The sequence below is a fragment of the Alistipes sp. HGB5 genome (assembly GCF_000183485.2).
Classification (GTDB): Bacteria; Bacteroidota; Bacteroidia; order Bacteroidales; family Rikenellaceae; genus Alistipes; species Alistipes finegoldii.
Genome location: NZ_AENZ01000037.1, coordinates 1 through 22,916, shown reverse-complemented (window position 1 = coordinate 22,916; position 22,916 = coordinate 1). Strand labels below are relative to the sequence as shown.

At 55.1% G+C, this 22,916-nt stretch carries 14 protein-coding genes and 1 pseudogene; 9 read left to right on the top strand and 6 right to left on the bottom strand.

Translation table 11 applies throughout. The features are described 5' to 3' along the window. The 6 genes and pseudogenes from HMPREF9720_RS05865 to HMPREF9720_RS05840 all read right to left on the bottom strand — a co-directional run. Nucleotides 1-884: pseudogene (locus HMPREF9720_RS05865) on the bottom strand (GH92 family glycosyl hydrolase); the annotation flags it as partial. Nucleotides 885-904: 20 nt separating this feature from the next. Further along, nucleotides 905-4,483, bottom strand: coding sequence for a GH92 family glycosyl hydrolase (locus HMPREF9720_RS05860; protein WP_009597320.1), 3,579 nt, complete (start codon nt 4,481-4,483; stop codon nt 905-907). Further along, nucleotides 4,484-6,721: a GH92 family glycosyl hydrolase gene (locus tag HMPREF9720_RS05855; RefSeq protein ID WP_009597321.1), complete on the bottom strand. Its 2,238-nt coding sequence runs from the start codon at nt 6,719-6,721 to the stop codon at nt 4,484-4,486. Beyond that, nucleotides 6,718-7,725: a glycoside hydrolase family 130 protein gene (locus tag HMPREF9720_RS05850; RefSeq protein ID WP_009597303.1), complete on the bottom strand. Its 1,008-nt coding sequence runs from the start codon at nt 7,723-7,725 to the stop codon at nt 6,718-6,720. Before HMPREF9720_RS05850 ends, HMPREF9720_RS05855 begins: the two co-directional genes overlap by 4 nt. A 2-nt stretch (nt 7,726-7,727) precedes the next feature. Continuing rightward, entirely contained in the window at nt 7,728-8,969 is a 1,242-nt protein-coding gene (locus HMPREF9720_RS05845) for an MFS transporter (protein ID WP_015547178.1), read from the bottom strand. Nucleotides 8,970-9,190: 221 nt separating this feature from the next. Further along, nucleotides 9,191-9,766, bottom strand: a complete 576-nt coding sequence (locus HMPREF9720_RS05840; protein ID WP_009597316.1) for an RNA polymerase sigma-70 factor — start codon at nt 9,764-9,766, stop codon at nt 9,191-9,193. Nucleotides 9,767-9,943: 177 nt separating this feature from the next. On the opposite strand from HMPREF9720_RS05840, the gene HMPREF9720_RS05835 reads away from it, so the two are divergent. From HMPREF9720_RS05835 to HMPREF9720_RS05800, 9 genes are all read left to right on the top strand, one after another. Further along, the gene (locus tag HMPREF9720_RS05835) at nt 9,944-10,909 is read left to right on the top strand and encodes a FecR family protein (protein ID WP_009597307.1); all 966 of its coding nucleotides are present in this window, start codon (nt 9,944-9,946) and stop codon (nt 10,907-10,909) included. Nucleotides 10,910-11,091: 182 nt separating this feature from the next. Next, nucleotides 11,092-14,421, top strand: a complete 3,330-nt coding sequence (locus HMPREF9720_RS05830; protein ID WP_009597314.1) for a TonB-dependent receptor — start codon at nt 11,092-11,094, stop codon at nt 14,419-14,421. A gap of 12 nt (nt 14,422-14,433) precedes the next feature. Beyond that, a complete protein-coding gene (locus tag HMPREF9720_RS05825) occupies nt 14,434-16,008 on the top strand; it encodes a SusD/RagB family nutrient-binding outer membrane lipoprotein (RefSeq protein ID WP_009597310.1) in 1,575 nt (524 codons plus the stop codon). Nucleotides 16,009-16,013: 5 nt separating this feature from the next. After that, nucleotides 16,014-16,922: a glycoside hydrolase family 18 gene (locus HMPREF9720_RS05820; protein ID WP_009597308.1), complete on the top strand. Its 909-nt coding sequence runs from the start codon at nt 16,014-16,016 to the stop codon at nt 16,920-16,922. An 8-nt stretch (nt 16,923-16,930) separates the two neighbouring features. Beyond that, nucleotides 16,931-18,286, top strand: coding sequence for a DUF1735 and LamG domain-containing protein (locus HMPREF9720_RS05815; protein ID WP_009597311.1), 1,356 nt, complete (start codon nt 16,931-16,933; stop codon nt 18,284-18,286). A 2-nt stretch (nt 18,287-18,288) separates the two neighbouring features. After that, entirely contained in the window at nt 18,289-19,890 is a 1,602-nt protein-coding gene (locus HMPREF9720_RS05810; protein ID WP_009597309.1) for a BT_3987 domain-containing protein, read from the top strand. Nucleotides 19,891-19,982: 92 nt separating this feature from the next. Continuing rightward, nucleotides 19,983-20,984, top strand: a complete 1,002-nt coding sequence (locus HMPREF9720_RS05805) for a glycosyl hydrolase family 18 protein (RefSeq protein ID WP_009597312.1) — start codon at nt 19,983-19,985, stop codon at nt 20,982-20,984. A 568-nt stretch (nt 20,985-21,552) separates the two neighbouring features. Continuing rightward, the gene (locus HMPREF9720_RS15390; RefSeq protein WP_009597318.1) at nt 21,553-22,158 is read left to right on the top strand and encodes a hypothetical protein; all 606 of its coding nucleotides are present in this window, start codon (nt 21,553-21,555) and stop codon (nt 22,156-22,158) included. 107 nt (nt 22,159-22,265) lie between these two features. After that, on the top strand, nt 22,266-22,874 hold the full coding sequence (locus HMPREF9720_RS05800) for an RteC domain-containing protein (RefSeq protein WP_015547175.1): 609 nt from the start codon (nt 22,266-22,268) through the stop codon (nt 22,872-22,874). Nucleotides 22,875-22,916 lie beyond the last annotated feature (42 nt).

Sequence of the window (22,916 nt, the reverse complement as noted above, 5' to 3'; positions counted from 1 at the left end):
TGTGCTTGCGCCTTGGCCTTCACGGTTTCGAAATCGTCCTTTCCCAGCTCTTCGAGGTTCTGCACGGCCTGCATCTGCGATATGAACGATGAGGCTGCGCGTACCGTTACCTGCTCGCCGCGCCGGGTTTCGAAACCTACCCGCACGAGGGCGTGTTCGCCGACTAACTGTTCGCCTTCGACGGGCTTCGTGCCGTCATAGATCTGGAAATCCCGGATCTTCCGGTCGAAGCGCACGATAAACCAGTTCTTGAAGTTGTCGGGCACACCTCCGCTGTTGCGCGTGGTGTATCCCACGACAGTCCGTTTGTCGTGCATGACCCTGATGTACGATCCGCGGTCGAAAGCGTCGATCACCACGCCCGACTCGTCCGATTCGGGGAACGTGAAACGCATGATCGCAGCCCGCTCGGTCGGGGCGATCTCGGCCTTGATGTCGTGGTCGGCGAGGTATACCGAATAATAGTAGGGGCGTGCCTCCTCCGACTGGTGCGAAAACCAGCTCTGGCGGCTCTCCTCATCGACCTTGTCGCGTCCGCGTATGGGCATGATGGAGAACTGCCCGTAGTCGTTGATCCACGGCGAGGGCTGGTGGGTCTGCTTCAGGCCCCGGATGGTGTGGGCGCCGTAGGTATAGGCCCATCCGCTGCCCATTTCGCCCGTCTGGGGCGTCCAGAAGTTCATGCCCCACGGCAGGGCGACGGCCGGGTAGGTGTTGCCCGTCGAGAGCGTGAAGTCGGAGTGCGTGCCTACGAGCGTCGAGACGTATTCCGAAGGCCGCGCCGAAGGTTCGTCGCAGGAGGTTGCCGCGGTGCGCCCCGTGCGGCTTCCGCAGCTGCCGCACAGAACGGCGGCAAGTAACAGCAAAGAAACAGGTTTTATCATTGTTATTTGGTTTTTTCCGGTCAGTCAATGGAATTAAGTAAGTCGACCTTGTTTTCGTTTACGAGTTTTAATATGAGTTCCCCGAAGAGCGTGTTCTGCCAGGCGAACCACGGGCGGGTGAAATTCGCAGCATCGTGGCGCGAGAAGGATTCATGCATGAAGCCCGTCCCGGCATCGGTGGTCATCAGGGCGACGATGCAATCGCGGATCTCGGCGTCGTCCTCCGACGTGAAGGCCCGCATCATGATGCTCATGGGCCAGATCATCTCCACCCCGATATGGGGGCCGCCGATGCCCTCGCCGGCGGAGCCTCTCCAAAAGTAGGGGTTCTCTTCGCTCCAGACGAACCGCCGGGTGTTCTCATAGATGGGATCCGTGCGCTCCACGTCGCCCAGGTAGGGCATTGCCAGCAGCGACGGCACATTGGCGTCGTCCATCAGAAAGCAGCCTCCGAATCCGTCCACCTCGAAGGCGTAGATCTTCCCGAACTCCGGATGCTCGACCACCGCGTATTTCTGCAATGCCTCTTCCACCTCTCCGGCCAGCGCCGTGCACTCCGCGGCCAGCTCCCGCTCGCCGTTCACCGCCGTCAGGATCTCGGCGGCCTTGCGCAGCGACGTGACGGTCATGAAATTCGACGGGATGAGGAACCCGAAGGTCGTGGCGTCGTCCGAAGGACGGAACGCCGAGACGATCAGCCCCACGGGTTTCACGGGGTTGCCGCGCCCCACATGGCAGCGGGTATCCAGCTGGCGGTCGGTCGTGCGCAGGAAGATGTAATCGCCCGGCCCCTCCTTCATCTGCTGTTCTTTCAAAGTCTTTACAATATTGCGCATCGCAGAGATCCACTCCCCGTCGAAGACCGACGTGTCGCCCGTGGTTTTCCAGTAATGGTGCGCAAGGCGCAGAGGATAGCAATGGGAATCGATCTCCCATTTGCGCTCGAAAACCCAGGGACTTTGATCGTTGCCCGGATAGCCGACATCCTCGCCGTCACCCGTAGGGCCGACGTTGAAGGCATTAGCGTAAGGATCGATATTGATGAGTTTGAATTGCCGCCGGATCACCCCCGCGATCATCTTCTGCAACGCCGGGTCCTCCTTACACAACTGCACGTAGGGCCACACCTGCGCCCCCGAGTCGCGGAGCCACATGGCCGGAATGTCGCCCGTGTAGACGTAGGTATCGGGATTGCCCGCCTCGTCCTCGCCGTAGTGCACCGTGGTGTCGAGCGTGTTGGGGAAGCAGTTGGCGAACATCCACCGCAGGCGTTCGTTGGTCAGAAGACCGCACACGCGGGCGATCTCCCCCTCTACCGCTTCCGACTTAAAAAGCCGCTGCTCCTCCGCGGGCCGCTGGTCGGCGTACGCCTCCGGCTCGTCCGGACAGTACCACACCTTCTCTTCGGCCCCCATCTCGAAGCGCAGTTCCCCGCCCTTCATCACGTCGGCATGACCGATCCAAGGCTTTGTGTAGGGTTGGCCATTGAGCCACACCCGCTGGATATATTTGTTCGCAGCGGAGTTGTTCTCGGCGACAATCGTGAAGGTCCCGCCCGGGACGGTGATTTCGACCCTGTCGAACAGGGGCGATCCGAACCAGTATCTTCCGCCCGCAGGCTCGGCCTCGTACATGCCCAGCGACGAGAGGACGTACCAGGCCGACATCTGACCCACGTCCTCGTTGCCCGAAAGGCCGTCCGGAGCGGCGTGGTAGAGCGTCGTGAGCACCTCGCGAACCTTGTCGGCCGTTTCCCACGGCTGACCCAGCATCGTATAAAGGTACAAAATATGGTGGCTCGGTTCGTTGCCGTGGGCGTACTGGCCAATCAGGCCCGAAATGTCGGGCGAGGTCTCGCCGCCTTCGATGACCGAACTTACCGTGAACAGCGAGTCCAGTTTTTCGAGCATCCGCGCCCGGCTGCCGAAGCATCCGACAAGACCTGCGACATCATGCGGAGCCAGCCACGTATACTGCCAGGCGTTGCCCTCGCAGTAATCGTCGGCGCGGTGCGTCGAGGCGAACGCATTGAAGGGCGTCCTCCAGCCTTTTTTCGAATCCCGGCCCCGCATAAATCCCGTCTGCGGGTCGAAATAGTTGCGGTAGCTATGGCTGCGTTCCTCGAAATACTTCGCATCCTCCGCCTTGCCCAGCGCTTCGGCGGCACGCGCCGCCGCGCCGTCAGCCAAAGCGTACTCCATGTCATAGGCTACGGCCTCGTTGAACATCTCGCACGGGATGTAGCCGTACTCCATGCGCAGGCCGTTGCCCCGGTCGGGGTTCATGGCCGTCTTACGGATCGTCTCGAAGGCCTTTTCGCGGTCGAAGCCCCCGATGCCCTTCACGATGGCGTCCGCCACCGCTACGATGCCCGGGTTGCCCACCATGCAGTCGGTCTCATTACCCCACAGGTGCCATACCGGGAGCCGTCCCTGCTCGTCGGCGATGTGCAGCATCGTCTGGATGATGTCGGGCATCCGCTCCGGGTGCAGGACGGTCATCAGCGGCATCGCGGCCCGGTAAGTGTCCCACAGCGAAAAGGTCGTATAGGTATCGCGCCCCGGATTCTCATGCACCTTGCCGTCGGCTCCGCGGTAATCGCCGTTCACATCGCAGAAGAGCGACGGAGCCACCATCGTATGATACAGCGCCGTATAGAAGATGCGCTTCGACGTTTCATCCTCCGTCTCGATCTTCACCTTCGACAGTTCATCGTTCCACGCCTTGTCGGCAGCGGCCGCCGTAGCGTCGAAATCCCATCCGGGGAGTTCCGCCGCAAGGTTTGCCTTCGCGCCTTTGATACTTACGGGCGAAAGGGCCACTTTCACGAGCACCTGTTCGCCCTCCGCCGTGTCGAAGTCCACACGTGCATAACGGGCCGCGATCCGGGGCATTTTGGAATCGTCTATCTCGCCCGGCTGCAGGTAGGAAATCCCCTTCGCGGGTTTTGAAAACTCGGCCACGAAGTAGACCTCCTGATTTTTGGCCCACCCCGTCGAGCAGCGCCATCCGGCGATGCGCGTGCTGTCGTCCGAGAAGCGGAAGCCCGTATCGGTGGCCTTGTCCCAGCAGCCGCCGTTCTCCAGATCGAAGACCACGGCTGCGGCGTCCGACGCCGGGAACGTGTAGCGGTGCAGACCCACGCGCTCCGTGGCCGTCAGCTCGGCCGTAATGCCGTAGCGCACAAGCGGAACCGAGTAATAACCGGGTTTCGTGATCTCCCGCGTACGGTCGGCGTAAGACCACAGGCCCGAGGCCGGGTCATTCTCCTCGCCGCGGGCATAGGTCACTTCACCCACGACGGGCATGACGGTAATGTCGAACAGGTCGCCGATGCCCGTGCCGCTCAAATGCGTGTGCGAGAAGCCGATAACGGTCGAATCGCTCGCGTGGTAGCCCGAGCACCAGTCCCACGTCTGCGGAATGCTCGTCGGACCCACCTGCACCAGGCCGAAGGGGACGTTGGCACCCACGAAGACGTGTCCGTGGCCCCCCGTGCCGATCTTCGGATCGACATGGCGCGTGTAATTCTCCTCCGCGGCAGGCTGCGTGCACGCGCCCAGCAGGGCCGCGGCGAATAAGAATCCCGTAAGTTTCATCTATTTTCCAGTTTGAAGTTCAAAAGTAAGTTTTCCGCCCTTGAGCAATTCATCGTGCAGGATACGATAATTTTTCAACGGTTTATCGCCAAGCGTCATCCGGTCGATATACCCTTCGCCGCGTTTTTCGATCACCAGCGTTCCCCGCTCCGTGTCGATCTCCACACGGTCGAACGTCGGGGACGTCAGCGTGTAGTATGGTTCGCCCGGGCAGTCGGGGTAGAGGCCCAGCATCGTGAAAACAGCCCACGCCGACATCGTCCCCGTGTCGTCGTTGCCCGGGATGCCGTCGGGGGCGGTGGTAAAGTATCGCTCCAACAGCCGCCGGGTTTCCCGCTGCGTGCGCCACTCCTCGCCCCGGAAGCGGCTGAACAGATACGCATAGGCGATGTCGGGTTCGTTCGCAGGGTCGTACAATCCCTCGTCGAAGACCATTTGCAGTTTGTCGATGAATTTGCGTCGTCCGCCCATCAGCTTCGCAAGCCCCTCCACGTCGTGCGGAACGTAGAACGTATAGTTCCAAGCACTCCCCTCGTGAAAGCCCGGGGCCGCCGTGAAGTTCTCGCCCGCCTTCGGGTCGAAGGGGCTTAAAAACGATCCGTCGGGATGGAGCGGACGCAAAGTACCGCTTTCCGGGCTGTAATAGCGTTTGTAGCCCAGCGAGCGGGCGCGGAACAGACGCGCGTCGTCCCCGTGTCCGAGCGAGTCGGCCAGCAGCGACAGGGCCGCATCGGCCATGTAGTACTCCAGCGCGTGCGAGACGGAGGTGTCGCCCGCAAGGTCCTTGGCATAGAATCCCAGCGGGATATAGCCTTTCTCGATATAGGGGTCGAGGTCGGGCCGCATGCGGTTCTGCGCACCGGGCGTCGTGGCCGACTTGCGCATCGCCTCGTAGGCCTTGGCGACATCGAAATCCCGAAGGCCCTTCATCCAGCTGTCGACGATCACCGGGATCGCAGGGTCCCCCTCCATCGTGAAGGTCTCGCGGCCGTAAAGCTCCCATTTCGGAAGCCAACCCCACTCCTCGTACATCCCCGTCATCGAGCGCAGCATCTCCCGCTGACGATCCGGGTAGACCAGCGTCAGCAGCTGGTGCAGGTTCCGGCAGGTGTCCCACAGCGAGAAGACCGTATAGCGTTCGCCATCCGTGACGCCCGTCTCGCCCGAACGTTCCATCAGCGGGTATTCGCCGTTCACGTCGCTCACGAGGTTCGGGTGCAGCAGCGCATGGTACAACGCCGTGTAGAACACCCTCTGCTGCTCTTCGGTCCCGCCCTCGACCCGGATTCTGCCCAGAGCCTCGTTCCAGCCCTTGCGGGCCTGTTCCCGGATGGCGTCGAACGTCGCGTCCGCAGCCTGCTCGGCATCGAGGTTTTTACGCGCGTTCTCCGTAGAGACATACGAGATGCCCATGCGCACCTCCACCTGCTCGCCCGCCGCAAGGCCGTCGAAGGAGAACCAGTAGCCCACGTCGTCGCCCGAAAGCTCGCGCCCGTACTCCATGTAGAGTTTATACCTCCCGTTGTCCGGGGTCCACTCGGCCTCCACACCCGTCATTGCACGCTGTTTCTTCCAGTAGCCCGAAGCCGAAGGAGTTTTCGATACCCGCAAAACAAAATAGACCGGGAATACCTTCTGCGCATTGTAGCAGAACGTCCCCAGCAGCTTCGTGCCCTCTATCTCCGTGGCGCTCACCCGGCGAACCATCGCGCCGCTCTCGTTCGTAAGCCCCTCGCCCAGATTCAACAGGATATGCCCTTCTCCTCCGGGGAACGTGTAGCGTTCCACCGAGGTACGCGCCGTGGCCGTGACCTCGGCAAGGACGCCGTACTTGTCCAGAAAGACCGAGTAATAGCCCGGGGAGGCCTTTTCGTCCCTGTACGACGTGCCGTACTCCCGGTAATCCACCGTCAGAGGGCCCGTCGTGGCCATCGTCAGCAGCGCGCCCAGCTCGGGGCACCCCACGCCGCTCAAGGCGCCGTGCGCGAAGCCCGTGAAGAATTTGTTGTGGTATTCGTAGGGCGTGGACCACCAGCGGGCGTCCTTGTCGTAGACGTTCTCCTCCGACCCCATGACGTTGAACGGAACCACCGACATCATCCCGTGCGGCGTGACCGCACCGGGGTTCGCGGTCCCGAAGTTCGTAGTCCCGATGAACGGATCCACACACTCCGCAGGCTCTTGTGCCCGTGCTCCCAGACACAGCGTCAGAACCGCAAGCAGCGCAAGGCTTCTCATAGGATGTTGTTTTTCTTCGTGAAGTCGATAATTTCAGGGATATAGCCGAACGCAAGGCCCGTGACGGTGTCGGCGCATCCGTAATAGACGGCGATCCGGCCCGTTTCGGGGTCATGGAGCGACGCGCAGGGGAATGTGACGTTCGGAACGTCGCCCGTCAGCTCGTAAATCTCGCGCGGCGATATCAGGTACGGGCCGCTGCGGGCGATCGTCTTCCACGGCTGGTCGAGGTCGAGCAGCGCCGAACCGAACGCATAGACATAACCGTTGCACGAGCGCAGCACGCCGTGGTAGAGCAGCAGCCAGCCCTCGCTCGTCTCGATGGGCACGGGACCCGCACCGATCTTCATGCACTGCCATGCCGACACCTCGAAAGCCGCCGGAGACATCACATGCCGGTGGCGGCCCCAGAACTCCATGTCGGGACTCTCCGAATAGAAGATGTCGCCGAAAGCCGTATGCCCGTTGTCGCTCGGACGCGACAGCATGGCGAAACGGCCGTTGATCTTGCGGGGGAACAGCACGCCGTTGCGGTTGAAGGGGATGAAGGCGTTTTCCAGCTGGTGGAACGTCTCAAAATCGTCCGTCCATGCGATGCCGATCGTCGGGCCGTGGTAGCCGTTGCACCACGTGACGTAATATTTGTCGTCGATCTTCGCAACACGCGGGTCGTAGCCGTAAACCCACTCGGCGATTTCGGGATCGGCGCCCACGAGTTTGAAATCCTCCTCGCAGATATCCCACTTGATGCCGTCCACCGAGAAAGCGGCGTGGATGCGCATGCGGCGGTTGGTGTCGTCGCAGCGGAAAACGCCCGCATAGTTATACTTGCCTTTCTTGAAGGGAATGACCGCCGAGTTGAAAATGCTGTTCGACGTCGAAAGCGCGTCGCGCGGGATGATCGGATTGGCCGAATAGCGCCACATCACTTCTTTGGAGCCTGCGGGACGATCCTCCCACGGCATATCCGGCATGGCCGGGCCTACGATTTTCAGGTTATTCATAATTATTTGTCATTTGGTTTGTCGTCATAGGTAAAGGGTACGAACCACGTCACCAGAAATGCCGGAACCGTGGCCAACATAACTGCGAGGAAGAACATGCCGTAACCCAAGGCATCGCTCAGGTAACCCGAAACGGCGCCCGTGAGCATCACCGAAAGGTTCATGATACCCGAAGCGAAGGCGTAGTGCGCCATCTGGTGACGCCCCGGGGCAACCTGCTGCATCATAAACAGCGTAAGGCCCACGAATCCGAACCCGTAGCCGAAGTATTCCAGCACGATGCCCCCGCCCACGATCCACATCGACTGAGGCTGCAGCCATGCCAGCAGCGCATAGACCGCGAACGGGATATTAAAGATACAGCATAATATGAAAAGAGTGCGTCGCAGGCCCCGGTGTGCGATATAGTAGCCCGCCAGCAGCGAACCCAAAAGAAAAGCCCCGGCACCGAATGTCCCGTAGTAAAGGCCGATCTGCTGGTTCGTGAGGCCCAGACCGCCCGAAGCCGTATCGGCTTTGAGGAACAACGGCACGATCTTCATCACGAAGCCCTCGCCCAGACGATAGAGGATGATGAATCCGAGGTAGTACCAGATATGCTTTTTCTGGAAGAAGGCCCCGACGACCTCTTTCAGGCCCGAAAGGCCATCCCGCAGCGAATGCCGTTCGGCAGCGCCGCCCCCGGCGGGAAGCGCCCGGACATGGTAGACGCCCAGCAGGACGAGCAGGCCGCAAAGAATGGCAAGCACCACCGTCCACGAACGTACGTAGGCGTCGAATGTTGCTGCACCCACGGCGCTGAAGCCTTCGTAGAGAAAACCTGCGAACCACACCAGGCCGCCCGTGGCGACCAGTTTCGCAAGGTTGTAGAACGCACCCTGCCAGCCGATATACTTCGCCTGATCCTGCGTCGTGAGTTCCGACATGTAGACGCCGTCGGCCGCGATGTCGTGCGTGGCGCCGCTGAACGCAACGACGGCAAAGACGGCGATCGTAACGGCGAAGAACGACGGTAGGTGAAGCGACAGAGCAGCAAGGCCGAACAATATGCCGCTTAGGAGCTGCGTCGTGACGACGAAGAATTTTTTGGTACGGAAAATTTCCAAGAAGGGGCTCCACAGGAATTTGATCGTCCACGGCCACATGATAAGCGATGTCCAGAACGCGATTTGTGCGTCCGAGATCCCCAGATCCTTGAACAGAACCGCAGAGACCATGTTCAGAACCACAAACGGAAGGCCCATCGCAAAGTACAAACTCGGAACCCAACGGAGAGGAGAAAGCGATTGTCGGGAGTTTTGAGTAAGTTGATTCATTTTGTATACTATATATTAGATCCGACAAAACAATGCCATCTAATATATAGTTCCACAACTCAATAAGATTCCCTCTCCTAAAGCTCTTTTTTTGATTTTTTCTTAAAATTAGAAACGAGAAAAATTTGACCCAAGAACAGATCAGCCGATTATATTTCAGAATATACTATCAATAGCAATAAGAGCAAATAATCCTTCAAAGACAAGCGTAATTTCATTGCCGCCTGTTGTAATTCCCTATCTACTTTTTTGAGGTTGATGCATAGCATGTCAGCAATCTCTTTGTAACTTTTTCCCTCCAGTTTATGAGCTATGAATACCTGTTTGGTCAATTCCGGCATTTGTTCCAGTTGTTTGCGGCATATCTCGATGATTTCCCGCTGGAATAATTCGTTCGGATTGCAACTTTCGATCGTGCGGGTATAAAAATCCATCACTCCGCGCTCCTTCATCAGGATTTTCTCATACACGGCTTTCCCCGTATATCTATCCCGACGATATTTCAGACAGCGTTTTTTTACGACACCGAAAAGATAGGCCTCTATGCTCGTAAACTGTACAGTTTCCCGGTTCTCCCAAATTGTCATGAAACTGTCATGGACAATATCTTCTGCCGTATTTGCATCATGTACAAGGCTATATGCCACAGCATATAGTTTTCGCTGGTATAGGCGAAATAACTTGTCGAACGACTGCTGGGTCAGTATGATAGTATCCGGTTTCATTCCAAGAACAAAGATAAGAAAAAATTAAAAAGATTATAATGCAAAAAAAATATTTACCCATATAATTGACCTGCAACAGGTTAATTTAATAAAAAAAATTATTTGCAAAAAAACGCATTTTAGAGGAGGGAATCTTATTGAGTTGTGGAACTATAATAGATGCGATATTATGACAGAATGGAAAAAAAGGTTACAGATGCAATGTTATTCCGTTTCTTCGCAGAGCAAACGACTTTGGAAGAAACCGATATGATTTCGGCTTGGCTGAACGAAGATCCGGAAAAGAATCAGAAAGTTCTCGATAAAGCATATAATTTGTATGTATTGGGCATAATGTGTGCACCTAATCCGGAGGCGGGTATAAATAATTCACGCTCTTTCCTACGTTTCGGATGGCCGAAAGTGCTGCGTTATGCCGGAGTTGCTGCCGCCATTTTACTGCTCGGAATTGCTGTCGACCATGTGCTTTTGAGTCAACGCATGAACCGGTGGTTACAACAGCAAACGACTGTCGAGGTTCCGGCAGGGCAGCATATTCGCCTAACGTTGGGGGATGGCTCCATCGTGGAACTTAATGCGCAGAGCCGCATCGTTTATCCTGCGATTTTCCCAAAAGGGGAGCGGCGTGTCCAGTTGAGTGGAGAGGCCATATTCAATGTCGCCCATAACTCTGAATGCCCGTTCATCGTGGAAACTTTTGCCTGTGATGTAGAAGTATTGGGTACGCATTTCGATGTAATCGCCAACCAAGCGGAGAATCGTTTTTCAACAGCTCTGTTTAGCGGCCGGGTTGCCGTGACGAATAAAAAAAACGGAGAATCCGTCATTCTGCAGCCCAACGATATCGTCAATCTTCGAGATGGAGGGTTTCAAATCCAAGAACTTGAAGATAAAGACGATTATCTGTGGATGGATGGTATTATTTCAGTGTACGGAATGCCGTTTGAGCAGCTGATGAGCAAGTTGGAGCGTAGTTATAACGTGAAGATAGAGATTCGGCGCGAAACCATGCCCGTCGTAAAATACAAAAGTTTGAAAATCCGTGTTTCGGACGGTATAGACCACGCTTTGCATATGCTACAACTCGCCTCGGATTTCACCTTTGAACACGATGCTGTTACCGATGTAATCATCATTAAATAGTCCATCCAATTATTAACTTATCTCAAATTCTTTAGATGCCTATGATGTAAACCACGAACTATCAACTCTGAACATTTGCTTCCTGATATGAAAAACCGATGAGTGGGCGAACACTCACCGGCGTATAGTTCAATCAGGAATATTAACCAATTCCCAACCATTGAACCAAACTTGACAAATGTATGAATAAAAAGATTATTCAGCAAATCTGCCTGTCTTTTCTTTTAGTTCTTACGCTCGTCTGTATCCCTGTTACTGGGGTGCAGGCACAGACGCAGAAGGTTTCCATCAAGATGGAAAACGTGCGTATGAAGCAGGTAATGAATGAGATTGAAAGACAGACAAAATTTCTTTTCGGAATCAATGATGATGTAGATGTTAACAGGCTCGTTACGGTAAATGTGACGAACCAATCCTTGCAAGCAGCCCTCGACCAAATGGTCAAAGGGACGGACATCACCTATCAGATCAGTAGTTCCAACATCATTCTCTCAAAAAAACAGGCAAAGCTCCCTGTTGACATTTCCGGAACTATCCGCGATATCAATGGCTCCCCGATCGTCGGAGCGACCATTGTTATCCGGGGCACCTCAATCGGCATCAGCAGCGGTTCCGATGGCTCTTTCTCGCTTCAGATACCCCCCCCCGCTGCCTCCCGGCAATTGGAAGTCAGCTATTTGGGCTATGAGACTCTGGTGGTCGATGTGGGTAACCGTACTGCTTTCGACCTTACGCTTCAGGAGTCGTCCGCCGAGATCGAACAAGTCGTGGTCACTGCTCTTGGTATTAAGCGTTCGGAAAAGGCCGTAGCCTACAATGTTCAGCAGATCAAGGCCGAAGACATCACAACCGTCAAGGATGCCAACTTCATCAACTCGTTGACGGGTAAAGTGGCCGGTGTCACGATCAACGCCTCATCGTCAGGTGTCGGCGGTGCCTCGAAGGTCGTACTGCGCGGCAACAAGTCCATTTCGCAGTCTTCGAACGCCCTTTACGTTATCGACGGCATTCCGATGTACAACTTCGGTGGTGGTGGCGGTACGGAGTTCGATTCGCGCGGTGCTACGGAATCCATCGCAGACCTCAACCCCGAGGATATTGAGTCGATGTCGGTGCTGACGGGCGCCGCAGCTGCGGCTCTCTACGGTTCGGAAGCCGCGAACGGAGCCGTGATGATTACGACGAAGAAGGGGCAGGCTGGAGCGCTGAAGGTTACGCTTTCGAGCAATACGGAATTCCTGAATCCTTTCGTGCTGCCCGAGTTCCAGAATCGCTACGGCACGGGCCTGAACGGCACCCGCAGCGGCTCGGGGATTTACAGCTGGGGCGAGAAGCTGCTCCCGGCGGCCCGCTACGGTTATACGCCGAACGACTATTTCGAGACGGGGCATGTCTATACCAACGCCGTTACGGTTTCGGGCGGTACGGATAAGAACCAGACCTATTTTTCGGCAGCTTCGGTCAACTCGGACGGAATCATCCCCAACAACGAGTACGACCGTTACAATTTCACGTTCCGCAACACTTCGTACTTTCTGAAAGACCGGCTCAAGCTCGATGCGAGCGCCAGCTACATCTATCAGAAAGACCAGAACATGACCAATCAGGGAGTCTATTCGAACCCGCTGGTTCCGGCCTACCTGTTCCCGCGGGGTGAGAATTTCGACCTTTACCGTCGCTTCGAGCGTTACAACGAAGGGACGAAACTCATGGAGCAATTCTGGAGTGCGGATATGGAAGGCGGTGATTTGCGCATGCAGAATCCCTACTGGATCAACTACCGCAACCTGCGCAACACGGACAAGAAGCGTTATATGCTGTCGTTTTCGGCCAGCTACGACATCCTCCCGTGGCTGAATGTCGCCGGGCGCGTGCGCCTCGACAATTCGAATTCGCTCTACACGCAGAAACTCTATGCCTCGTCGAATACGACCATCACCGACGGCGGCAAGAACGGCCATTATACCGAGGCCCGCGCTTACGACACGCAGACCTACGCCGATCTGATGGTGAACATCAACAAGACTTTCGGCGAGGATTGGTCTCTGAACGCGAATATCGGCGCCTCGATCAACAATATCAAGACCGATGAGTTGTCATACCGTGGGCCGATTCAGGAGAACGGACTTCCCAACATATTCAATGTTTTCGATCTGGATGACACGAAAAAACGTGCCGAAAAGGTCGGCTGGCACGACCAGACGCAGTCGATTTTCGCCTCGGTCGAAGTAGGTTGGAAACAGATGCTTTACCTCACGGTGACGGGGCGTAACGACTGGGCTTCGCAACTGGCCAATTCGCCCGAGTCGTCGTTCTTCTATCCGTCAGTAGGCCTGTCTTGGGTGCCTTCTTCGACATGGGATCTGGGCAAGACGTTCAGCTATCTGAAGATCCGCGGTTCGATCGCCTCGGTAGGTATGCCTTTCCCGCGTCACCTGACGGTTCCGACCTACGAATACGACGCCACGAACAAGGTGTGGAAAGACAAGACGCACTATCCCATCGGCGACCTGAAACCCGAGCGCACCATCACCTACGAGGTGGGTCTGGATGCCCGTCTGTGGCAACACATCAATCTTTCGGCTTCGTGGTACCGGGCCGATACGAAAAATCAGACCTTCGACCCGTCGCTGCCGCCCTCGTCGTCCTATACGACCATCTACCTGCAAACCGGCCATGTCCGCAATACGGGTGTCGAACTCTCGCTCGGGTACGATAACCAATGGCGTGACTTTCGCTGGACGACGAACTTCACTTATTCGTGGAACAAGAACGAAATCCGCGAACTTGCGGCTAATGCCGTAAACCCCGTGACGGGCGAATCTCTGAATCTCACCAAGCTCGACATCAAGGGATTAGGCAAGGCGAAATATATTCTTAAAGAAGGCGGTACGTTGGGAGACCTTTATACGACGTCCAATCTGCGGTATAATGAAAACGGCTATGTCGAAGTGGACAATGCCGGTAACTTACAGGTTACCGATGAGGGTGAGGATATCTATTTAGGTTCGGTGTTCCCGGATGCCAATCTCGCATGGCGTAACGATTTCAGTTGGAAGGGCATCAATCTCGGCGTGCTGTTCACAGCCCGTCTGGGCGGTGTCTGCTACTCCGCGACGCAGGCCAATTTGGATCTGTACGGCGTTTCGGAGGCTTCGGCCGCTGCACGTGATGCCGGCGGCGTGCTGATTAACGGCCGTGAGATGGTTGATGCGCAGAAGTGGTACCAAGCCATCGGCTCGCAGTCCGGTCTGCCGCAATATTATCTCTATTCGGCGACGAACGTCCGTTTGCAAGAGCTTTCGCTGGGTTACACCCTGCCGACAAAATGGTTCCGCGACAAGATGCGCATGACCGTCTCGTTCGTAGGGCGTAACCTGTGGATGATCTACTGCAAGGCGCCGTTCGACCCCGAAGCCGTCGCCTCGACGGGACTGAACTATCAGGGCATCGACTATTTCATGATGCCTTCGATGCGCAGTCTCGGTTTCAATGTCAAATTCCAATTCTAAAGCGCAGAAACTATGAGAAAGATCAATATGAGCTGGCAGTCGGTGTTGCTGTCGGTCGCGCTGCTCGGATTGGCTGCCTGCACCGGTGATTTCGAGGACATCAACCGCAATCCCAATCAGGTTACGGAAGAACAGATGGATGCCCTCAATTACAAGACCGGCACGAAATTCAAGTCGCTGCAGAGTCTTGTGATTCCCGTGCAGGAGCACATGTACCAGTTCAACGAATCGCTTTCGGGCGGGCCGTTCGGCGGTTACATCGGTGCTACGGTCGATACATGGCAGACCAAGTTCGAGACCTATAATCCCTCGGCCGACTGGCGCAAATGGCCTTTCGCCAACGTCATCACCGAGACCTATACCCCCTATAAGGGCATCGTCAACGGCACGGAAGACGAAGTGGCCATCGCTTTCGCCCGCCTGTTGCGAGTGGCCATCATGCACCGTGTGACGGACTCCTACGGTCCGATTCCCTATTCGAAGCTGGAGAGCAACGAGTCGGTCTATGTGGAGTACGATTCGCAGGAGGCGGTCTATACGAAGATGTTCGAGGAGCTGGACGAGGCTATCGAGATACTGGGCCGCAACACGACGCTCCCAGCCGAAGCATGGAGCCGCTACGACGGCGTCTATTACGGCAATATCGCGCAGTGGCTCAAATATGCCAATTCGCTCAAGTTGCGCATGGCCATGCGTTTGTCGTATGTGAAGTCCGACGTCGCCCGTGCGAAGGCCGCCGCGGCTATTGCCGGGGGTGTTATCGAGGCTAATGCCGACAATGCGGCGATGCACGCCGCGGAGAACCGCACGACGCTCATCTACAACGACTGGGGAGACCACCGTGTCGGAGCCGACATCCTCTGCTACATGAACGGCTACAAAGACCCGCGTATGGAGAAGATGTTCCTTGCGAATGATGTCGGCGACTATGTGGGTATCCGTATCGGCATCGATGTGACGAGCAAGTCGCAGGCCGTGTCGAAGTATTCGAATATGATCGTTGCGAGCGATACGCCCTACCTATGGTTCAATGCCGCCGAGGCAACGTTCCTGCGTGCGGAATATGAATTGCGCTGGGGCTCGGAAGAAACGGCACGGTCACTCTACGAAGCAGCCGTAAGGCTTTCGTTCGAGGAGCGCGGTGCCAGCGGCGCCGACGCCTATCTGGCCCAGACTGACGTCAAGCCCGCGCCCTACACCGATCCTGTCGGCAACTACAGCGCGATGGCCCAGAGCGACATCGGGATTCCGTGGGTCGACGGAGCCGAGAACTTCGAACGCAACCTTGAACGCATCATCGTGCAGAAATGGATCGCCATCTTCCCGCTGGGCGTCGAGGCGTGGTCGGAGCACCGCCGCACGGGCTATCCGAAACTGCTGCCCGTGCCCACCGACAAGTCGGGCGGCACGGTGGACGTAGCGCAGGGTGCACGACGCCTGCCTTACCCCGTCGAGGAGTACCAGCAGAACAACGCCAACCTTCAGTTGGCCATCCAGACGCTCGATGGCGAGCAGCAGAACGGCAACCGCACGGGCGACGTCATGGGAACCCGTGTATGGTGGGATTGCAAATCTTATAACAACTAACAGCTATGAAACAGAACTTTATATTCACGCTGCTGGCGCTGTTTTCGATGCTGTCGCTCGTCTCGTGCAGCGACTGGACGGAAACGGAGGCACTCGACAGTACGGTCAAAAAGCCTTGGGAGCAAGATCCTGCCCTATGGGCCGAGTACACCGCGACATTGAGGGCCTACAAGCAGTCGGAGCATTTCATCGTCTATGCCCGCATGCACAATTCTCCCGAGAAAGCGACCGGAGAGCAGGACTTCATGCGCTGCCTTCCGGATTCGCTGGACATCGTGACGCTGACCAACGCCGACAACTTCTCGAAATTCGACGCCGAGGACATGTCCGTCATGCACGAGAAAGGCACGAAGGTGCTCTATCAGATCGACTATGCCGCTCGTGCGGAGGAATTCGCCGATGCGGCGGCGCTCGACGCCTACTTGGATAAGGTCGTCGTTGCCGTCGCTGCCAATGGCATGGACGGCTACTCGTTCACGACCGACCCGTTGGCTGCGGATGCCACGGCTCGCATTATTGATAGGCTTGCCACGGCCAGAACTGACGGTCAGCTCCTCGTTTTCGAGGGTAATCCCCTGTCGCTCGCTGCCACCGACCGTGCAAAGATGGATTACGTCATCCTCGATACGGAGAAACTCGAAAATGTTTTGGATGTGAGACTCCATGCCCTGCACGCTGTTAACTATGCCGGCATCGAGGCCAATCGGCTGCTGCTGACCGCCGAAATCAATGCGGCGCTGTTCGATGAAGACCGCACCGAGCACGCCGCCGTCGACGAAATGTCGCGCCGCGTCGTCGAACTCGGGCCTTATGCGGGGCTTGCGGCTTACAATATTGCCGAAGATTACTACCATTCCGAGATGAACTACCAAACCATCCGGCAGGCGATACAAACGTTGAACCCCTCTAAATAAAGACAGTCATGAACATGAAAAAGATACTAATGGCGGTTCTCGTTTCGCTTGTGGCTTTCACGGCCTGCGAGAACTACGGCGATGACAATCACAAGTTCGACAATGTCGTATACCTCGACGTCGCTTCGACGAGCGACGCACAGCTCACGACCTTCAGCAACACCCGGGCTACCTACGATTGCGCGTTGCAGGCGGTACTGACATATCCGGCAGGACAGGATGTGGCGGTGACGCTCACGGTCGACCCGTCGCTCGTCGGGACGTACAATGCCCGTTACGGTACGGAGTGGACGATGCTCGATTCAAAATATTATTCTTTGCTGTCCGAAACTGTGACCATTCCGGCAGGGAAGACGACCTCCGATGCTGTCACGCTGCGCCTCCGTGAACTCACCGGAGAAGGAGATGAGCAGACCGGAGCTTTGCCAATCGACGAAACCTATCTGGTTCCAGTACGCATCGGTAGCGCATCGATCGATGTGTTGCACGGCTCCGACGTGGCTTACTACGTCGTCAAACGCTCCTCGGCCATCACCGTCGCGGCACAACTTACGGACAACTGGATCGAGTTCCCGACCCTCGATAAGTATTCCGAAAGCAGCAAGGATTGGAACGGCCTGCGGGCTGTGACCTACGAGGCCCTGATTTACATCGACGAATTCGTGAAAACCAATACTGAAGGCAATCCCGTCAACATCTCGTCCGTCATGGGCGTCGAGCAGTACCTGCTGCTGCGTATCGGCGACACGAATTTCGAGCGCGAACAGTTGCAGTTCGACGGTTCGGGCAGTGGCTCGGGCTTCGGCAAGATTCCCGGACGCGACGCGATGAAGCATCTCGAAACGGGGCGCTGGTACCATGTGGCCTGCACCTACGACCAGAATACCCGCACGGCCCGCATCTACGTCGACGGGCAGATTCAGAGCGAAGTCACGGGCGTGGGCATCACGACGCAGAACGATAAGAACTGCATCAACTTGGCCATGCGGGCGCTCTACGACCTGTGGAACACCGCTCCCGAGGGCGACAAGGCCCAGTACGAAGAACTGGGGTACGATGGCCTGAGCGAGGCCTATCAGTTCTTCATCGGCCGCTCCTACGACGACTATCGGCCTCTGAACGGCAAGATCGCCGAGGCGCGTGTATGGTCTGTGGCCCGCACGCTGGAACAGATTTGGGAAAATATGTATGAAATCGAAAACCCGGAGAACGATTCGACGCTACTCGGATACTGGAAATTCAACGAGGGGTCTGGCAATACCGTAAAGGACTATTCGATGTACGGCAACGACGGCGTCGCCAAATACGACATCATCTGGCCGCAGGGCATCGAGATTCCGAAACTTAACGAAAACAACGAGTAACTATGAAGACGATTTTTGATTTGCAAACAGGGGTGGTAACGCTTCTCTGCACGGCGGCACTCGCGGGCCTTACGGCCTGCGAGGCCGATCCCGTGATGCAGGAAAGCGGGAAGTTGCCCGACAAAGGTTCCATCGAAGAGGTTCATGTGATGTTGTGCAGCAGCAATTCCGTGGAAAATAGGGTCGATGTGCTGCTGACCGAAGGAGGGGTTATGACGAAGAACTTCTACTTGAGGCAGACACAGCCGGCGGCAGCGGGATATTCGCTCGACGCATGGTGCGATGCATCTTTGCTCAATGACTACGATGCCGGAGATGAAATCGAACGAACGCTGCTGCCGGAGGCGAATTACGAGTTCCCCGACGGCAAGACGCTCGACCTCTCGGCCGCAACGCAGCGTTCGGAATTGAAACGTATCAAGTTCTCGGCAAGCGGACTTGCCGCCGGGGAATATGTACTACCGCTTACGGTCGCTGCACAGGACGCACCGGACGCGGACAAGACGCTTTACTACAACGTTTCGGTTCGCCAACCCTACACCGACGAATACACCCTGCACGACGGCCACGACCTGTTCTTCGTGTTCTATGTCAATACGAACGATTTTCAGCCGCTGTTGGCGCAGGACTACATCATGCGGAAGAAAGTGGCACGCGGCACGACCGTGGCGTGGTACGGTACCGTAGGCAACATCGTCAACCTGCGCACTGTCCAGGTCGGCTACGATGCTGCAGCCGGCCGCGCCCTGCTTGATCTCGGAACCGACATGACTTATGTGCTCAGCCAATCGACGAAATATATCCGTCCGTTGCAGGAACACGGACGCAAGGTATGTATCAGTATCGAAGGCGGAGGCAAGGGGCTCGGGTTCTGCAACCTCACCGATGCTCAAATCGAAGACTTCGCAGCGCAGGTCAAGACCGTTATCGAACAATACGAACTCGACGGTGTAAACCTCTGGGATCGAAATTCCGGCTACGGCAAGGAGGGTATGCCGGCCGTGAACACGACCTCCTATCCGAAGCTCATCAAGGCATTGCGCGAGGCACTTGGCACGGAAAAATTACTGACGGTCACGGTTTACGAGGAGCCGACCGCTACTTTCTGGGATACGGAAGCGACGGGCGGAATCGCCGTCGGCGATTACATTGACTACGCATGGTCGGGTTACAACAGCAACAGCGAGGCCCCGCAGCTGCTCGACCCGTGGCATCCCGAACTGGAGTATGTATCCACCTATACGCAAAAGCCGATTGCCAATCTGCCCAAGGATCGGTACGGCTGCATCAACTTTCCCATCTATCCTGCTGCCCAAACGGAAGAAGAGGCCATGATGCGGGAGCCTAGATTCCTTTTAGATTGGACTCCTAATTATAAGCCTAACAACATCATCGTCTTCGACGATTTGCACAGCAATCTCCAGGACAGTTACGAAGCTTTTTGGGACAATACGTTTGCAGCGTGTTGCACTTTTATGGATCCAGAAAACAGCTATTTGCTCGGAAGCAAAAAAGGATACACCTATCTGTTGGATATGAACAGACTCTGGACATTATCCGAGGGTATTCAGAATTACGGCAAATGGCTGAAAGATTGGAATTGATAAAAACGGTCGACAAAATACACCTATGTTCTTCCATTTTATCCTCTCACAGCTCTTTAACCGGAGCAAAAACAATTAAAATTCAAATCAAAATGAAACAAAACTTCAAATTATTCGCAACACTGGCAGCCAGTGCAGCGATGATGATCTCCTGCCAGCAGGCAGAAGAACCGACGATGGACAAGGCCCAGGAACCTGTCGTCAAAACACGTGCTTACGGGGACAAAACTCCGAAGGTCACCATTTATGTCGAGACCAACGACGTGAACCCGCTTAATGCCGGCGACTACCTGCTCTCCGACGGTTCGGCCTATGCCGATATCGTGGAGTTCTTCGCCGCCAATCTCAACAAGGAGACGGTCAACGGAGTAGTGCGTCCGACCCTCTATCTGAACGACAAGATGACCAACCTGCTCGAAAACGGCGGTGCTGCCACCTATGTAGCCGGTCTGCAGGCTAAGGGCATCAAAGTCGTGCTCACCATCCTGCCTAACTGGCAGAATATCGACTTCACGAGTCTCAATGACACGCAGGCCGATCAGCTTGCAACGATTCTCGCCTATGCCGTAAATAAGTACGGACTCGACGGTATCGGATTCGACAACGAGTACGGCGGCACGGTGACCTCCGTTTCCGGTTCGTATGGCAACCTGATCACCAAACTGCGCGCCAAGCTGCCCGCCGGCAAGTTGATTACCCTCTTCCAGTACAATATCGGCTACAATCAGATCAACGCGACAGCCGGAGCCAAGCTCGACCATGTCTATTCCAACTTCGGTTACAACACGTATATCAGCACTTCCGGCGTAACCAAGGAGCGCTATGCACCGTTGTCGATCAATCTGGGTTCCATCGGTAGCAATGTATCTTATTATGGGGATAGAGCCTATGATTTGACCGAGGCCGGTTACGGTGGAATCATGCACTTCAACCTGCGTACGAGAACCGATTCCGATCCGCTGTCGCTGTTCAATTCCATTGCCGATGGAGCTTGGGAGGAAACCGTTACTTGCGAGAATGGTAACCGCCCGCAGGACTGGACGTTCGTCAGCAGCGGTTACACCATCACCTACGACGAGGCTACGGCCGAATAACTCTTCAGAGGTGTATTTGTTGGCTTGTTTAGAATCGGTTGAGCATCTGTAAGCGACCCGATTTTGACCCGCACATCTTTTGAGGTGTGCGGGTGTTTTTAACTTTCGGATAAAAAAGCCGTTCGAAGAATATTCGAACGGCAATAAGAAAATATCCGGATGTAAATGTTGACCGATTCAGAATGTGAGCATCTGTAAGTCTTTTTGTATTGAAAAATTCACTTTTAATGAATCGTAACCGGTATTTTCTTTATGAAACGCATAAATTATAAATTTATTGTGGCAAAATCAAACTTCTCGGTTAAACCATAAATGAAATAGCATAAAATAAAAGCACGGACTTAACCTATTGACACCTGAGGAATGCTACAACCCGATGAACAGATAGGAGAAGCCCGTGCTGTTTTTTGCACGATTTCCCCTATCATCCCGTCCATCTTGTCTTTGTAGCATTTTCAGGTGTCGATGACAGGATTCGACAGCTATTCGCCGTTTGGCAAAGATAAGAAAATTATCCTACAGATACAATATATGCAATTTAATTCATTGTAATAAACGACAAATATAGATGGACAAATTGTTGCATACATCTTTGTTCAGAGCCATCTTAAAATCATTGAATCGAAAAGTTGTTTCTGAAAAAAGGCTGCAAACTTACTTTTTGAAATTTGCCCGCCTCATTACAGCACTTTGCGATGACACAGATTGTCTGTCGGCATTACATACGTTAAATTATACGCAAATCCAGTTTCGATTTCTGCTTTCTCGAATTCATGAACCGTCCGTTTCGCTTCCGCCATATATACACCGGGTTGTCGACATGACTCTCGAATTTATCTGCTTGGAAAAAGAGTTGTTATATCATCGTATTGAACACCCGCGATCTTTCATATCTGAACCTGCATTTACTTCACCGCTCCATTGGTCCAAACACTATCCTGCGATCAGCGTTTCGGAAATCCTTTGCGGACTCGATCGGATGACTCCACCTCCTTTCGTGCTGGCAGATGGTTCGACAGCTCCATTCAATTTGGTTGTTCGGGTCTTCGAGAATACATTGCATGTTAAACTCGGCGATCCGACTGATGTCAAACGCCGTGTTCTGGAACGCAAGAAAGATCGCACAAAATTTACCGATGCACTGCTTTATTCCTTGAATAAGGAAGATGAATGATTTTTTTCGATTTTTTATATCCGGGCGGATATCCGGACATGTAATTGGGTATCCTGAAAATTCCTATTTTTGCAAAGCAAACCAACCAATTCTGTGTAAGTCGAATTATGGAAAACTTGGACAAAAGCCAATTTATCGTCCTGCTCGAAACATCTCTCAACCGACGATTACTGTCCCCTGAGCAGAAGACTCTCGACGCTGCCTATGAAGATTACATCGACCTGCTGCACGGTCTTACTGTTCAATCCTGTAAATCGTCCCTCGACCTGCTGCACGAACTTGCCCGCCTCCAATCCTGCCTGATGCGGTTGCAGGAGCGAATTGTCGAAAAGGAATCTCCGCAAGTGTTGTTGCTCAAATCGGCGCTTCTATTGACGAATTTCGAGATCCGTTTAGTCTTTACCCGGGTTCGTTATCCGTCCATCGCCGCCCCGGTGTCGGTCGAAGTCCCCAAGTCGCCGCTGTTCCTCTCCGAGCAATTCACACCTACGGATATCATGGAGCTTGCTACGGCCCTGCAACTCTCCGGAGCCATACGCCGCATCGACGGCACACGGATCGATCTGGCGACACTTGTCGATGTGCTTTCCGGAACTTTCAACGTCCGTATCAACAACCCGGAGCAGTGCCGCCATACGCTCATCAACCGAAAGTTGCGTCTGACGCATTTTCTCGACATCCTGCGCAACAATCTGATTGCCTACAGCCAGCGATAGGCAGTCTGTTTTTATTCAGCATCACGCTCCGGGGATTCATCG

Coding starts and splice junctions, on each gene's coding strand:
- HMPREF9720_RS05860 (WP_009597320.1), bottom strand. CDS start 4,483: ATGAAACTTACGGGATTCTTATTCGCCGCGGCCCTGCTGGGCGCGTGC.
- HMPREF9720_RS05855 (WP_009597321.1), bottom strand. CDS start 6,721: ATGAGAAGCCTTGCGCTGCTTGCGGTTCTGACGCTGTGTCTGGGAGCA.
- HMPREF9720_RS05850 (WP_009597303.1), bottom strand. CDS start 7,725: ATGAATAACCTGAAAATCGTAGGCCCGGCCATGCCGGATATGCCGTGG.
- HMPREF9720_RS05845 (WP_015547178.1), bottom strand. CDS start 8,969: ATGGGCCTTCCGTTTGTGGTTCTGAACATGGTCTCTGCGGTTCTGTTC.
- HMPREF9720_RS05840 (WP_009597316.1), bottom strand. CDS start 9,766: ATGAAACCGGATACTATCATACTGACCCAGCAGTCGTTCGACAAGTTA.
- HMPREF9720_RS05835 (WP_009597307.1), top strand. CDS start 9,944: ATGGAAAAAAAGGTTACAGATGCAATGTTATTCCGTTTCTTCGCAGAG.
- HMPREF9720_RS05830 (WP_009597314.1), top strand. CDS start 11,092: ATGAATAAAAAGATTATTCAGCAAATCTGCCTGTCTTTTCTTTTAGTT.
- HMPREF9720_RS05825 (WP_009597310.1), top strand. CDS start 14,434: ATGAGAAAGATCAATATGAGCTGGCAGTCGGTGTTGCTGTCGGTCGCG.
- HMPREF9720_RS05820 (WP_009597308.1), top strand. CDS start 16,014: ATGAAACAGAACTTTATATTCACGCTGCTGGCGCTGTTTTCGATGCTG.
- HMPREF9720_RS05815 (WP_009597311.1), top strand. CDS start 16,931: ATGAACATGAAAAAGATACTAATGGCGGTTCTCGTTTCGCTTGTGGCT.
- HMPREF9720_RS05810 (WP_009597309.1), top strand. CDS start 18,289: ATGAAGACGATTTTTGATTTGCAAACAGGGGTGGTAACGCTTCTCTGC.
- HMPREF9720_RS05805 (WP_009597312.1), top strand. CDS start 19,983: ATGAAACAAAACTTCAAATTATTCGCAACACTGGCAGCCAGTGCAGCG.
- HMPREF9720_RS15390 (WP_009597318.1), top strand. CDS start 21,553: ATGGACAAATTGTTGCATACATCTTTGTTCAGAGCCATCTTAAAATCA.
- HMPREF9720_RS05800 (WP_015547175.1), top strand. CDS start 22,266: ATGGAAAACTTGGACAAAAGCCAATTTATCGTCCTGCTCGAAACATCT.